Here is a 13,448-nt window from a genome sequence, read left to right as displayed (position 1 = left end):
AGGAAACAGCGATGAGCAACCAAACAGCTAGTATAGCAACCGGACAAATTGGCTTTCTCGGCGCAGGCTCCATTGTGGAAGCGATGCTTGCGGGGATTTTGAAAAAAGGGTTGACCGCAGCAGACCGCATTTTCGTCACCAACCGCAACAACGCGGAGCGTCTGGAGCAGTTGACGGACACATACGGAGTCAACGCCACCACGGATAAACTGGCGGTAGCGCGGGCCTCTGACATTTTGATTTTGGCGATCAAGCCGAAGGACGCGAAGGAAGCGCTGCTCGAACTGCGCGGAGCTGTCTCTGCAAACCAACTGATTATTTCCGTTATCGCGGGCGTCCCTACCAGCCTGATCGGCGAATGGCTGGGGGTAGACTGCCCGATCATTCGCACGATGCCAAACACGTCCTCTGCTGTCGGGCTGTCTGCAACAGGACTGAGTGCCAATGCGTTTGTGCGTCCCGAGCAGCTCGCCCTCGCCACCCGCCTGTTCGAAGCGATTGGCACCGTATACGAAGTGGCAGAAGAAGAACTCGATATTATTACAGGGCTGTCCGGCAGCGGCCCGGCCTATATTTATTATTTGGTCGAAGCGATGATGGGAGCGGGCGCGACAGCCGGGCTGGATCGGGAAATGGCGCGTCAGCTCACGCTCCAGACAGTGATCGGCGCGGCCCATATGCTGCTGGAAACGCGCGCGGAGCCTGCCTTGCTGCGCAAGCAAGTCACCAGCCCTGGCGGAACTACACAGGCCGGGCTGGAAGTGTTGGAGTCGTATCGGTTCCAGGAGGCGGTAACATCAGCCATCCTGCGGGCGACCGAGCGCGCACGGGAAATGGGCGCGCAGTATCGGTAAGCGTTTTTCGCGGAAGATAGTTGCCGCGTAAGCCGCCTGTGCGTTACGATGTTGGAACAAAGCATGTCCAGACGCACAGGCATAGAGGCGCACTGTTGCCCGATTTTTTGCGAGAAACTGAACGAGGGAGGTATCCGATGGAAATTTACGCCTTGTACGGCACCAGTGGTACGGGAAAAAGCTCCAGTGCATTAGAACTTTCCCACCGCATGAACATCGACGCCATTATTGACGACGGCATCCTGATCTACCAGGGGCGCAAGGTGGCGGGTACCTCCGCCAAGTACGAGAAAACGAAAATCCAGGCGGTCAAGCGGGCGATTTTTCATTACGCGGATCACGCAGAGGAAGTGCGGCGCAGTCTGGAGCAGATTCAACCGGGACGCTTGCTGATTCTCGGCACATCACAGCGCATGATTACGCGGATCGCCGAGGCGCTGCATCTGCCTTCTTCTATCGAATATATTCCGATTGAGTCGATCAAGCCGCCGCAGGAAATCGAAGCGGCGCGCTACGTGCGGGAAACGATGGGCAGACACGTCATCCCGATCCCCCGTGTCGAGGTGGAAAAAGACTATTTGCAGCGGCTGATTGCTTCCGCGACCCGCATTTTCAGCTCGAAAAAGGAAGTGATTGGCGAATCGACCGTCGTTCACCCGCCTTTTTCCGGCGGGCGCATCCTGATTCATCCGCAAGTGTTGCGCAAGATCGCGCAGGCTACGTGCAGCCGCTATGCAGAAGTCAGCCAGGTCGGCAAAGTCAACTTTTCCTTCGAGGATTTGCCTCGCCTCCAGATTACGCTCGCCCTCAGGCTACCCTTTTTGACAGATATGACCCGACTGCTTCGGGACATTCAGGAAGAGTTGCACAAGGAAGCGAGCTTTTGCCTCAATATCGCACCCGCCAGCATCGACATTCAGGTCGCTTCGCTGGAATTGGCTCCTGTGAAAGCGTGAAACCGGTCCTTTTTTCGGACCGGTTCATTTTTTGGCGGAAAGAGGCAGGGTTACTTGCGGCCTGTTTGCCCATCCTATACGTGTATCACACATGAAAGGAGCAATCAGATGCCATCCCTCATGTCTTCTGCGCCTTTTTCCCAAACACCGATTCCCGAGCCGCCCAAAGTCATCACGACCAAAGACTTGAGCTACCTGAAAGATGCCTTGTCCTGGGAACTGCTCGCCTTTAAAAAGCTGCACTTCTTTGCCCAGCAAGCCACAGACCCGGATGTGAAGCAATGTCTGGAAAAAGCAGGACGCATGCACCAGCAGCACTATCAAAAGCTGCTCTCCCACCTGCAAAACAACAACACAGCCGTCATGGCGACCTTGCCGCAGACCCAATCCCAACAACAGCAACAACAGATGCAGTAAGGGAGGAGAACAGGGATGCCAAACCAAAACCAGATCGCAAACCCGCAATCCGGACAGCTACCGCAAATCAAAGGGCCGCAAATGAATGACCGCGATTTTCTCAATGACTGTCTGGCGACGTGCAAATACCTCACAGACAGCCTGAACGTCGCGGTGCGCGAGGCGAGCCACCAGCAACTGTACAACGACATGCTGCAACTGCTGAATGAGACACACCAGTCGGCCCGGGAAGTGTACAACCTGATGTTCCAAAAAGGCTGGTACAAGCTCGAAGCAGAAGAACAGCAAAAGCTGCAGCAAGCTTACCAGCAGTTCTCCGGCTATTCCAGTCAGTTCCCGTATCAATAGTTTGGCTGTTTTTCCAGCATGGGTGATGCAGCCCTGGTCCGATTCCTGTTCGGGCCGGGGCTGTTTGTTGTGCTTGCGGCTTTTTCTTGTGGAGGGGCTTTTTACTTCTTTTTCCAAATTGTATAATTTATTGGAGAAGGAGGGATTCAAGTGAAAGACCGTTTGTGGTTTTGGCTCTCTTTGCTTTGCGGCCTGCTCGCTTCTGCAGGCTCCCTTGCTCTGTGGTACGTTTTGCTTTCTGAAAAGTCCCCCGGTTCTGTGTTGACGTTTCTTTGCCTCGGGCTTCCGGCGTTGCTCGGCCTGGTTGCTTCCTTTGTTAAGCCGCCCGTCATTCTGCTTTCCTTTGTCGTCTCTTTGCCGCTTTGCTTGTACTTGTCCATGAATGCAGACAAATTTTTCTTTTTCCTCATTGCCTCCTTGCTGTATTTGCTGTCCGGCGTGTTGAAATGCAAGACGGCAAAAGCCAGTTGGCTGCCCTGGTAACTGGCCGTTTTGTGCTTTCCGCAAACAGCCTGTCACCTCGTCTTCATCCTTTGCTCCGCAAGAGCCGGGCGACCGCAAACAACGCCCGCTCCAGTTCGTCGTCTGCCGCATACGCATACGACAAACGCAGATGCTGGCTGTCCGTCTGGTCGTACACGAAACCGGGATTGAGCAGGACGCCTTCTGCCAGCGCCTGGGTAAACAGCTTGCGCATCGACACGGGCTGGCGCAGGCGCAGCCAGATGTAAAAGCCGCCCTGCGGCACCTGCCAGTCGGCCAAGTCGGAAAACCACCGCGTGAGTAGCTCGTCCATCCGCGCTCTTCTTTCCTTGAGCGCCGCGCGGATTCGTTCGAGATGCCGTTGATAGCGCCCGCTCGTCAGCCATTCTGTCGCCGCCCACTGCGAAAGGGTGCTTGCGCCGTAGTCAATCTGCATTTTTACGTCGGCCAGCCGTTCAATGACTGGCTGCGGCCCGACGAGCCAGCCGATTCGCAAGCCAGGGCTAAGCGTTTTCGACAGGCTGCCAAGGTAGAGCACCAGCCCATTCTGATCGCTCGCCTTGAGCGGAGCAGGCCCCGGCTCATCCAGCCACAGCTCGCCATACACATCGTCCTCCAAAATGGGCAGCCGCTCCTGTTCACATACCGCCATAAGCTGCCGCCTGCGCTGCTCGCTCATCAAAATCCCGGTCGGATTGTGAAAAGCCGGGATCGTATAGAGCAGCGCTCCGTTATGAAGCAGCTTCTGCCGGGCGACAGAGGCAGGCGCTATTCCTTCCCCATCCATCGCGACGCCAGCCAGCCTCATCCCTGACGACTGGAATAACGACAGCGAAAACAGGTACGAGGGCTGCTCCAACAAAATCGTCGAGCCGCGGTGCAAAATCCCGAGCGAGATCAACTGCAAAGCCTGCAGCGCACCGGATACTACGAGAATCGACGCCGGAGAAGCCTCGATCCCTCGCGTACGAAGGTGAGCACTGATCGCCTCGCGCAGCGGCAAAAGTCCCTTTGGCTCGGAATAGCCAAGCTGCCTCATTTTCCCGCGCAGGTCACAAAGCACTTCCTCCATCTCTGCCCTCGGGATCAGGGCGGGCGAAAGCTCTCCTGTACCCAGACGGGTGTAGCGCGGATCAGGCTCATAGCGGTTAATGTCCTGGATCGTCGGCGAATTGGGCAAATGCGTGCCCGCCTGCACATACCCCAACCAATCCGGCGGCGGCGTGGTCGTCAACAGCGACCATGTGTTGTTGCAGATGACCGAGCCGCTCCCGACCGTCGACTCAATCAGCCCCTCCGCCTTCAGTTCCTCCAATGCAGTCACGACCGTGCTGCGGTTCACCCCGAAAGCAGCAGCCAAAGCACGCTGGGCAGGCAGCCTGCTGTTTACCGGCCACTCTCCCCGCACAATTTTTCCCTTGATGTACGCGACAATCTGCGCGTAGACAGGCAGGTCAGCCGATTTGTCCGGCTTCCAGTCAATGGTCAGCATCCGTCCCCACTCCTTTGCTCCATTGTACAAATTGGTTGGGGCAAAGGTAAACCAATTGGCTGGAGACATTCGCTCCTTCCTCATGAATAATGTCCATAGTGCATGCTTTTGCCTGCTGACATGACGACATCGAAAAAGGAGGAAGGAATCGTGCTGGAAGCCGCTCTGCACGGTTTTGTGCTCGCCTTCGGGCTGATTTTGCCGCTGGGGGCGCAAAACGTGTTTGTATTCAACCAGGGAGCCGTACAGCCTACGCTGTGGAGAGCCGCTCCCGTCGTCCTGACGGCAGCCGCCTGTGATGCGCTCCTGATTTTGCTCGCCGTCCTTGGCGTTTCTCTGGTGATCTTGACCGTTGCCTGGCTGAAAACCGTCCTGTACGTCATCGGGATCTGTTTTTTGCTGTACATGGGCTACCTGACCTGGCGCAGCCGCCCAAGCCTGGATCACCGTAATCAGGAAAGCTTTTCCGCCAAAAAGCAGATGATGTTCGCCGCTTCCGTCTCTTTGTTCAATCCGCACGCAATCCTCGATACCATCGGGGTCATCGGAACCAACTCGCTCAACTACGCAGGAGCAGAAAAATGGGGGTTCACCATCGCCTGCATCCTCGTCTCCTGCCTCTGGTTTTTCGGCTTGTCTGTGGCAGGGAGAATCATGGGCAAGCTGGATCGGTCCGGGTCCTTGCTGCGCAGCCTCAACATCGTCTCTGCACTCATCATGTGGGGCGTCGCTGCCTACATGACGAGCCAGCTGGATTGGGCCTGGTTCCGGGAAAAGTGAATAAATGCTCCCGCCTCCACTCAAAATATCCCTAGTCGGATTTTGATGTGGAGGTCTTTTCATGCTTTTTGCCAAATCAGACGCCCTGCTCGATCATTTGTACACGATCGCCAAAAACGTGTATGACTCTGCGATTTATTTCAATAATTACAAAATTACTTCGCTGGAAACACTAAAAAGCTTTGCCGAGGAAATGAAAGTGTATGAGTCCAAGGGCGACAAGCTGATCCACGAAATTATCGTCCGGATCAACAAAACGTTTATTTCGGCCATTGAACGCGAGGACGTGCTGAATCTGGCGGTCAAGCTGGACGATGTGCTGGACGGACTGGAGGGGTGCGCCGCTCGTTTGTACATGTACGACATCATGGAGCCGGATGAAGCGATGGTCAAATTTGGCCAACTGATTGAGGATGCCACCCAGCAAATTTTGTTCGCAATTGAGCTGCTGCAAAAACTGAAGCTGTCTGGCATGAAGGAGTACATTATTCGCATCAACGATCTGGAAAGCGCCGGTGATGAGTTGGTGCGCAACAGCATCAGGCAGTTGTTCAAGTCGACGAGCGATCCGCTTCACATTATGCAGTTCAAGGAAATTTACGATGTGCTTGAGGATGTTATGGATCATTGCGAGGACGTCGCCAACATGATGGAGACGGTGATTATGAGCAATACATAAACGAAGGAGGCTCTTCTTCCATGCACACTAGCCTGCCTCTTGTGATCGCTGTCATTGTTCTGGCCGTTTCCTTTGACTTCATTAACGGCTTTCACGATACAGCCAATGCCATCGCCACCACAGTCTCGACAAAAGCTTTGCCGCCGAAAATCGCCATCGCCCTTGCCGCGATCATGAACTTCGTCGGCGCGCTTGCTTTTACCGGGGTCGCCAAAACTATCGGAGGAAAAATTGCCGATCCCACCAAGCTGGAATACGGCGTACTGATCGTGCTGGCGGCTTTGGCCTCGGCGATTTTCTGGAATCTGGTCACCTGGTGGTACGGGATTCCGAGCAGTTCCTCCCATGCGCTCATCGGCTCCGTCGTAGGTGCTGTTTTCGCTTCGGCTGGCAGTTCGCACATCAACTGGAGCGGTTTTTTGGAAATTTTCGAGGCACTGATATTGTCGCCCGTCATCGCGCTCGTGGCCGCCTATCTGCTCATGAAGCTGGCTTACGCCTTGTTTCGCAGCATCCAGAAACCGCCCAGCAAAGTGAACCGGGGCTTTCGTTACTTCCAGATTTTCACTGCTGCCCTGCAATCTTTCTCCCACGGCACCAACGATGCGCAAAAAGCAATGGGCATCATCGTCTTCGCTCTGGTGGCTGCCGATTTGCATACGGATACGGCGACGATTCCGTTTTGGGTCCAGCTGATATGCGCCATTGCCATGGGGCTGGGGACTTCTGTCGGCGGCTGGAAGATCATCAAGACGGTCGGCGGCAAAATTACGAAAATCGAGCCGATCAACGGCGCGACCGCTGATTTAAGCTCGTCCACGATCATTTTTACATTTACGCAGTTAGGGCTTCCGGTCAGCTCGACACACGTGATTTCTTCGGGGATCATGGGGGTCGGCGCGGCCAAGCGGCTCAAGGGTGTCAATTGGGGCGTCGCCAAACGGATCATCATCACCTGGTTTATTACGCTGCCGATTTCCGCGGTGATCTCTGCGGCAATCTATTCCTTGTTGCGTTTGTTTTTTGAGTGAAGGCGATGCGGGCCGCGCCCGGTTTGCGAATGCCCAGCGTTTGCCGATGAGGAAAAATGTGTTTACTGTTGACAGAGTGGGGACAGGATAATAGTAACTTCATCATGTTATTGTCGCAAAGGAGCTGATTTGCAAATGTCTCGTCAATGGTTCCGGCAGCTTCGCTATCCCCTCATCGCACTGACCGTGACATTAACGCTGCTTTGGACGCATCATCACCAACGGTTGCATACTTCCTACGCCGCCACGACGCGGACGCACACTGTTACGATTTCCAGCGCCGGCTTTTTGCCCAACCAGTTGACAGCGCGGGCAGGCGAGCGCGTCGCATTGATGATCGTCAACGCGGATACACGCCCGCACAACCTCTCCATTCGCGATCTGAACCTGTCCTCGACCGAGCTCAAGCCGACGCAGTCTACGATCCTGCAGTTTTCTGCCGATAAAAAAGGGCGTTTTTTCTTTGTTTCGGACGCCCCCGGCTACCCGGAAAGCGGCTATCAAGGCATGCTTGTCATTGAGTAGCTTCGGCTTTTTCGTCGGGAGCTTTCTGCTTCCACGGCCCATACGCAATCAAGACCAGCGGGATGATCCCGATTACCGTAATGATTCCAAAAAACAAATAGATGCCCAGCGTCGAAAAAGCATCTTTGATCCAGCCAGCCACGAGATTACACAGCATCGTCCCCAGCCCGCCTCCCACCGAAAAGAAGATGGCCAGCGCCGTCACTTGCAGGGAGGCGGGCGTATTTTCGCGCACGAACTGGGCTGCCGTCGCCAGGTAAAAGCCTACCGAGATTCCTTGAATGAAAAACAAGGCGATAACCAGCGTCGTACCGGGGGCAGAGCTGTACCAGAGCCAGCGAGCCGCCCCGCATACAGCAGCGAACAACAGCGTCAGCTCCAGCCCCCACTTGCGTACAAAGACACCTGCCAGCTTCATGAACGGAGCTTCACTGCCTGCAAACAAGAGAAAAGCCAGCCCCACACCCGCCACCGTGCCGCCAATCTCCTGATAAAACAGGGAAAACCAGATGTTGTTCGCGTTCACCGCGCCAAGCACGCAAAAGGAGGCCAGCAAAAACAACAGGTAGCGCGGTATCCGCAAAAGATCCCGCATGCCAGCCAGCATGCCGACGCGAAAGCGCGGCGTCTCCTCCGATTCATCCGGCACCCGCAGCAAAAACAGCATGGCGATCAAGAGCGCGAGGCAATACGAGTAAAAGAGCATGGATGCCCCCCAGCGCTCGACCAACAGTCCTGTTACAAAGGCGGCGAGCGCAAAGCCAACCGCTCCCCACAGCCGGATGTCGCCGAATTGCAGGCCGTATTTTTTCGCGTAGCCCAAAGTGATGCTGTCGGATATTGGAATAATCGCGCTCTGGAAAAACGAGAGGATCAAATAGAACAGAAAGACAAAAGCGAAGGTAGACACGCCAACGAAGAAAAGCCCGGCCAGCCCCGAAGCGACAAGCGTCAGAATCAGAATGGCCTTGCGAATCTGAAAACGGTCACAAAGCAATCCCCACATCGGCTGGGCGACAATCGAGACAACCGGAGCGACTGCGCTAATCAGGCCGATCTGGGTGCCTGTGAGCGAAATGGATTTGTAATATTGCGTAATCAGTGGCGAGAAAGCACCCAACCCGTAGTAGAAAAAAAGATAAAGGGCGCAAAGACTGAAGTATCTCCCGAATGCGCCCGAAAGTCCAATACCGGAATGTGTTCCTGGCATATCGTTCTCCTATTTTACCCGTGGCAATATTTTATCCATCTCGACGGTTCGTTTCTTCTCCCATGTCGCCGGATTAAACTCGTCGAATTGCTCCAGGAAAGCAATGACTTCCTTGGTCAACGGGGTTGGCGTAGACGCGCCGGACGTAACCGCGACGCTTTTTTTGCCGCGCAGCCACTCGATGTCAAGCTCGGACAAGTCCGCGATCCGATACGACGGCACATTGGCGATCTCTTCCGACACCTGCGCCAGACGGTTGGAGTTGTTGCTGCGCGGATCGCCCACGACAATACACAAATCTGCCTCGCCAGCCTGTGTCGCGACCGCTTCCTGCCGCACCTGGGTAGCCAGGCAAATCTCGTTGTGCACCTCTACCCCAGGGAAACGCTGCAGAATGGCATCCATCAAATGCTTGACATCCCACTGGCTCATCGTGGTCTGGTTGGTGACGATCAGCTTGTCTGTGGGGATGTCGAGCGCGTCCAGCTCCTCCAGCTTTTGCACGAGATGCACGCGGTCCGGTGCGATGCCGACAGCTCCTTCCGGCTCGGGATGCCCTTTTTTCCCGATGTAGATGACATGGTAGCCATCCGCAATTTTTTCGCGGATCAAATCGTGCGTCTTCGTGACGTCCGGGCAAGTCGCATCAACGATGGTCAAGCCTTTTTCCCGCGCCTTTTTGCGCACCTCCGGAGAGACGCCGTGGGCGGTGAAGATGACCGTCCCTTCGTTCACCTGGTCCAAAAGCGCCAGCCGGTCTTCTCCATCCAATGTTTTAATGCCTTGCTTTTCAAACGCCTCGACGACGTGGGCATTGTGGACGATCATGCCCAAAATGTGAATCGGGCGGGGAAAGTCGAAGTTTTGCGCTGTACGCAGTGCCAACACCATGGCATCGACAACACCGTAGCAATATCCGCGGGGGGAAATCTTGATGACTTCCATCTGGACCCCTCCTAAAATTCTAATGACGTTCGCCCACTATTATACCTTATTTGCCTGCATCCCGCTTCTGTTCGTAAACCTTCAGATTATTGTAGACAACTTTCAGCAGCGGCGTGGACAAGCCTTTTTGTTCAGCGTGCTTCAACAGGTAGCCTTGCAGATGATCGGCCTCGACTGGAAGTCCTTTTTCCATGTCGCGCAGCATGGACGATTTCGTTTGCGGGCGCTGGTTTTGGAAGATTTCCATTTGCTTTTCCACAATGTCCGGCTTGATCGGCGCTTCCAGTGCCTTCATGACAGACACGATCTCCTCCGCGAGCTGTCTGGTCAGCTCCACGCCGTAGGCGGACTCGCGAATCGGACCGACAGCCGAGTTCATCAGCGTCGTAATACCGGAGAACATCGCAATAAACAAATATTTGTGCCAAACCTCGCGCTGGATGTTGTTGCTCGCCCGCATCGTGCCATTGATTTTGGAAAAAGCCTGCTCCAGCCGCTCTACGCGCTCGCTTTTTCCGCCTTCCCACTCGCCAAACACCGCCTCGTGAATCGGGCTCGTCTGCACGACGTCGCCTTCTGCGTTGAGCGTCGTTTCGATGAAGCAAAGCCCCCCAAGCACCCGCTCACGCCCAAAGCGCTCCCATAGCGGCTCCATGTGGGCGATCCCGTTCAGCAGCGGAATCACGATCGTGTCGTCCCCGACGTAAGGGGCAATCGCATCGATGCTCTCTGCGAGCGTGTACGCTTTGTTGGACAGCAGGACGACGTCGAACGGCCCTGCCGCTTCGCCCGCCTGAATCAGCTGCGGACGCTCCAGGTGCAGGTCGCCGTGGATGCTCTGCACCCGCAAGCCTCGCTCCTGCAATTGCTTGTATCTACGCTCGTGCACCAGAAACGTTACATCCACGCCCGACTCTGCCAGTCTGCCGCCAAAATACCCTCCGATGCCACCTGCCCCCAGTACCAGTACCTTCATCAAGATCGCCTCCGCGTTTATTCATAATAGTTCGTCTATATTCTACAAAAACGGAACCAAATTCTGAACCCCGCAATATGATGTTAGAAAAACTAACATTTGGAGTAAGAAAACCTCTTGACGAACATTGTCTGTTGTAGCTATAATTCGAAATATAGATTTTCAAGAAAACACGAACAATAATTGTTCAGATACAAAAATTTTTCGCGAATGGAGTGGGTTGTTTTGGATATGAAAACGGTTTTGTCCATCATTGATGCAGAGAAAGTGGAATATGTAGACTTCCGCATTGTCGATTTGCTTGGCCGCCAGCACCATGTTACCGTTCCTGCCTACGCAGTAGATGAAGGCACCTTCAAAAACGGCGTCGCCTTCGACGGCTCCAGCCTCACCGGCTACAAATCCATCGAAGAGAGCGACATGGTCGCGATGCCTGATCCTTCCACCGCTTTTCTCGATCCGTTTGTAGAAGCCAAAACGCTGAACATCGTCTGCAACATTGTCAATCCGGACAACACTCCATACACCCGCGATCCGCGCGGCATTGCCCTTAGAGCCGAGGCGTATCTGCAACAAACCGGACTGGCAACCGCAGCCTACTTCGGCCCGGAATCGGAATTTTTCCTGTTCGACAGCGTGCGCTACGACTCCGGCCCATCCGGTTCGTTCTTCCACATCGACTCGGAGGAAGCGTTCTGGAACACCGGAAAAGAAGGGCAAAACCTGGGCTACAAAGTGCGCAACAAAGGCGGCTACTTCCCTGTACAGCCAACTGACTCGCAAATGGACATCCGCAACGAAATGTGCACGCTGATGACCAAAGCCGGTCTGCATGTAGAGCGCCATCACCACGAAGTGGCAACTGCCGGCCAAGGCGAGATCAACTTCCGCTTCGACACGTTGACCCGCACGGCTGACAACCTGCTTTTGTTCAAATACATCGTGCGCAACGTCGCTGCGAAGCACGGCAAAACCGCTACCTTCATGCCAAAGCCAATCGTCGGCGACAACGGTTCCGGCATGCACGTCCACCAAAGCTTGTTCAACGGCGATACTCCGCTGTTCTATGAGCAAGGCGGCTACGCCAACCTGAGTGAGACAGCGCTCTACTACATCGGCGGCATTTTGCACCACGCTCCAGCCCTGATCGCGCTGACCAACCCAAGCACCAACTCGTTCAAGCGTCTGGTTCCAGGCTACGAAGCACCAGTCAATCTGGTATTCTCCAAAGGAAACCGCTCTGCCGCTGTACGGATTCCAGTCGCGGCTGTAACGCCAAAAGCATCCCGGATCGAATTCCGCACGCCAGACTCCACCGCCAACCCATACCTGGCCTTCGCTGCCATGCTGATGGCTGGCCTGGACGGCATCAAGCGCAAGCTCGACCCGCGCGAACTCGGTTACGGCCCACTGGACCGCAACATCTACGATTTGTCCGACGCGGAAAAGCATGAAATCAAGCGCGCACCAGGCTCCCTGGAAGAAGCCCTGACTGCCCTCGAACAAGACCACGCTTTCCTGCTCGAAGGCGACGTCTTCAACAAGGAAGTCATCGAAAGCTGGATTGCCTTGAAGCGTGCGGATATTCAGCAAGTAGAGCGTACGGTGAATCCGAAAGAGTTTGAGTTGTATTATGATCTGTAAAATTTATTCGTACAAAACTGCCCAGTAATTACGCGGGTTTTACCCATCAACAAATTAGCCCCTTCCGTTCAAGGAGGGGCTCTTTGCATTGGCCATGAAATGATCCTTTCGTGTCTGGGGAAACCCTGCAGCAAAATCGTTGCAAAATCACCTACAGAATCATTTACAATTAGTTCCAATTGTTTTACGATATATAAATTGCATGAACTAGTTCGGTAGACATTGATCGTCTTCCACCCGCAAAGTTTATGCACGAAGTAAATACGTACTTCCTTCCGGGAGGAGAGTCTGTTTTGAAAAAGAAAATAGCTTTTTTACTCATTATTTTAGCAGCGATTGCTGGTTGCTCTTATGCTGTAAATAGAATGAATGATACATCTCTTCATGAAAAAGCCTTAAATCAGATCACGAAAAATGATGAAGTTCGTATTGATATGAAGAGGTATTCTGACGATGCAAAGGTATCTCTAACAGATAAAGATAAGGTAGAAAAGTTGTTAAAGAGTCTCTCATCTGTGGAACTAAAAAAAGAAAACATGACTTGGCCGTCCGGTGATTATGCCATACGAGTATATGTCAACGGGGTAAATATACTCGGAATGGAAATGTTGACTGACAAAAATTACGTTTGGATAAATGAACAAAAAGGGGGCGTCTATAAGGTAAGTAATCAAGTTGATTTATGTAAAATAATCGAAGAGCAACACCTGGATTGGACTATTCCAGGACAATAATTTCACTTGATTCCCGACATAAAACGAGGCTGCCATGCTCTATCCCTTCAGCCTCGTTTTCAAATTTATTCTACAGAGCTTGGTTCTCTTCTTTTCTTAACGAGCCCCCACTATCCATTTTACTAAATAATTCCGCCCTCACTCGTTTTATTCCTCGAATACAAACTTTTGTAAACCTATGTAAACTTACATACTTGTATTTGACAAACGAAAAGTGCCGAGTTTGGCAAAGAGCGTTATTCACGAATATCACGAATATACAGTAGAAATTCATAATCATGCGAGATTTGACACGAAGCGCCTACGGGACGATTTCTTGCAAAAAGTCGGTATACCAAGGTTTCGCAAGGGTACGAAGCCTATCATGCTCGCCT

Annotated in this window: 15 protein-coding genes; 11 read left to right on the top strand and 4 right to left on the bottom strand. The window is 53.6% G+C overall.

Annotated elements, in window-relative coordinates; all coding sequences use genetic code 11:
• Positions 1 to 11: 11 nt before the first annotated feature.
• From proC to EDM57_RS20145, 5 genes are all read left to right on the top strand, one after another.
• On the top strand, positions 12 to 854 hold the full coding sequence (gene proC, locus EDM57_RS20165; RefSeq protein ID WP_122906486.1) for a pyrroline-5-carboxylate reductase: 843 nt from the start codon (positions 12 to 14) through the stop codon (positions 852 to 854).
• A 137-nt stretch (positions 855 to 991) separates the two neighbouring features.
• Positions 992 to 1,810, top strand: coding sequence for a hypothetical protein (locus tag EDM57_RS20160; protein WP_122906485.1), 819 nt, complete (start codon positions 992 to 994; stop codon positions 1,808 to 1,810).
• Between the two features lie 108 nt (positions 1,811 to 1,918).
• Positions 1,919 to 2,227, top strand: a complete 309-nt coding sequence (locus EDM57_RS20155; RefSeq protein WP_122906484.1) for a ferritin-like domain-containing protein — start codon at positions 1,919 to 1,921, stop codon at positions 2,225 to 2,227.
• 15 nt (positions 2,228 to 2,242) lie between these two features.
• Positions 2,243 to 2,575: a spore coat protein gene (locus tag EDM57_RS20150; protein ID WP_122906483.1), complete on the top strand. Its 333-nt coding sequence runs from the start codon at positions 2,243 to 2,245 to the stop codon at positions 2,573 to 2,575.
• Positions 2,576 to 2,725: 150 nt separating this feature from the next.
• The gene (locus EDM57_RS20145) at positions 2,726 to 3,058 is read left to right on the top strand and encodes a hypothetical protein (protein WP_122906482.1); all 333 of its coding nucleotides are present in this window, start codon (positions 2,726 to 2,728) and stop codon (positions 3,056 to 3,058) included.
• 43 nt (positions 3,059 to 3,101) lie between these two features.
• Here the strand turns inward: EDM57_RS20145 and EDM57_RS20140 are convergent, their stop codons facing one another.
• Complete coding sequence (locus tag EDM57_RS20140) at positions 3,102 to 4,550, bottom strand: aminotransferase-like domain-containing protein (RefSeq protein ID WP_122906481.1); 1,449 nt, start codon at positions 4,548 to 4,550, stop codon at positions 3,102 to 3,104.
• A 150-nt stretch (positions 4,551 to 4,700) separates the two neighbouring features.
• Between EDM57_RS20140 and EDM57_RS20135 the strand changes: the two genes are divergently transcribed.
• From EDM57_RS20135 to EDM57_RS20120, 4 genes are all read left to right on the top strand, one after another.
• A complete protein-coding gene (locus EDM57_RS20135) occupies positions 4,701 to 5,330 on the top strand; it encodes a LysE/ArgO family amino acid transporter (RefSeq protein WP_122906480.1) in 630 nt (209 codons plus the stop codon).
• Positions 5,331 to 5,391: 61 nt separating this feature from the next.
• A complete protein-coding gene (locus EDM57_RS20130) occupies positions 5,392 to 6,009 on the top strand; it encodes a DUF47 domain-containing protein (RefSeq protein ID WP_122906479.1) in 618 nt (205 codons plus the stop codon).
• 20 nt (positions 6,010 to 6,029) lie between these two features.
• Positions 6,030 to 7,040: an inorganic phosphate transporter gene (locus tag EDM57_RS20125; RefSeq protein WP_122906478.1), complete on the top strand. Its 1,011-nt coding sequence runs from the start codon at positions 6,030 to 6,032 to the stop codon at positions 7,038 to 7,040.
• Between the two features lie 135 nt (positions 7,041 to 7,175).
• Complete coding sequence (locus tag EDM57_RS20120) at positions 7,176 to 7,565, top strand: cupredoxin domain-containing protein (RefSeq protein WP_122906477.1); 390 nt, start codon at positions 7,176 to 7,178, stop codon at positions 7,563 to 7,565.
• Here EDM57_RS20120 and EDM57_RS20115 read toward each other — a convergent pair.
• The 3 genes from EDM57_RS20115 to EDM57_RS20105 are packed head-to-tail and all read right to left on the bottom strand — an operon-like array spanning position 7,555 to position 10,696.
• Positions 7,555 to 8,775 (bottom strand): MFS transporter, encoded by a 1,221-nt coding sequence (locus tag EDM57_RS20115; RefSeq protein WP_122906476.1) that lies wholly within the window; start codon positions 8,773 to 8,775, stop codon positions 7,555 to 7,557. The two genes, EDM57_RS20120 and EDM57_RS20115, sit on opposite strands and share 11 nt — an antisense overlap.
• Before the next feature lie 9 nt (positions 8,776 to 8,784).
• Complete coding sequence (locus EDM57_RS20110) at positions 8,785 to 9,720, bottom strand: 4-hydroxy-3-methylbut-2-enyl diphosphate reductase (protein WP_122906475.1); 936 nt, start codon at positions 9,718 to 9,720, stop codon at positions 8,785 to 8,787.
• A gap of 46 nt (positions 9,721 to 9,766) precedes the next feature.
• Positions 9,767 to 10,696, bottom strand: coding sequence for a ketopantoate reductase family protein (locus tag EDM57_RS20105; protein WP_122906474.1), 930 nt, complete (start codon positions 10,694 to 10,696; stop codon positions 9,767 to 9,769).
• Between the two features lie 225 nt (positions 10,697 to 10,921).
• Here EDM57_RS20105 and glnA point away from each other — a divergent pair, with 225 nt between their 5' ends.
• Positions 10,922 to 12,340: a type I glutamate--ammonia ligase gene (gene glnA, locus EDM57_RS20100; protein WP_122906473.1), complete on the top strand. Its 1,419-nt coding sequence runs from the start codon at positions 10,922 to 10,924 to the stop codon at positions 12,338 to 12,340.
• Positions 12,341 to 12,633: 293 nt separating this feature from the next.
• Positions 12,634 to 13,074: a hypothetical protein gene (locus tag EDM57_RS20095; protein WP_122906472.1), complete on the top strand. Its 441-nt coding sequence runs from the start codon at positions 12,634 to 12,636 to the stop codon at positions 13,072 to 13,074.
• The last annotated feature ends 374 nt before the right edge of the window (positions 13,075 to 13,448 follow it).

The organism is Brevibacillus gelatini, assembly GCF_003710935.1.
Taxonomy (GTDB): domain Bacteria; phylum Bacillota; class Bacilli; order Brevibacillales; family Brevibacillaceae; genus Brevibacillus; species Brevibacillus gelatini.
Note: the sequence above shows the minus strand (reverse complement) of the source record. Positions and strands in the feature narration are given on the sequence as shown.

Coding starts and splice junctions, on each gene's coding strand:
- proC (WP_122906486.1), top strand. CDS start 12: ATGAGCAACCAAACAGCTAGTATAGCAACCGGACAAATTGGCTTTCTC.
- EDM57_RS20160 (WP_122906485.1), top strand. CDS start 992: ATGGAAATTTACGCCTTGTACGGCACCAGTGGTACGGGAAAAAGCTCC.
- EDM57_RS20155 (WP_122906484.1), top strand. CDS start 1,919: ATGCCATCCCTCATGTCTTCTGCGCCTTTTTCCCAAACACCGATTCCC.
- EDM57_RS20150 (WP_122906483.1), top strand. CDS start 2,243: ATGCCAAACCAAAACCAGATCGCAAACCCGCAATCCGGACAGCTACCG.
- EDM57_RS20140 (WP_122906481.1), bottom strand. CDS start 4,550: ATGCTGACCATTGACTGGAAGCCGGACAAATCGGCTGACCTGCCTGTC.
- EDM57_RS20130 (WP_122906479.1), top strand. CDS start 5,392: ATGCTTTTTGCCAAATCAGACGCCCTGCTCGATCATTTGTACACGATC.
- EDM57_RS20125 (WP_122906478.1), top strand. CDS start 6,030: ATGCACACTAGCCTGCCTCTTGTGATCGCTGTCATTGTTCTGGCCGTT.
- EDM57_RS20120 (WP_122906477.1), top strand. CDS start 7,176: ATGTCTCGTCAATGGTTCCGGCAGCTTCGCTATCCCCTCATCGCACTG.
- EDM57_RS20115 (WP_122906476.1), bottom strand. CDS start 8,775: ATGCCAGGAACACATTCCGGTATTGGACTTTCGGGCGCATTCGGGAGA.
- EDM57_RS20110 (WP_122906475.1), bottom strand. CDS start 9,720: ATGGAAGTCATCAAGATTTCCCCCCGCGGATATTGCTACGGTGTTGTC.
- EDM57_RS20105 (WP_122906474.1), bottom strand. CDS start 10,696: ATGAAGGTACTGGTACTGGGGGCAGGTGGCATCGGAGGGTATTTTGGC.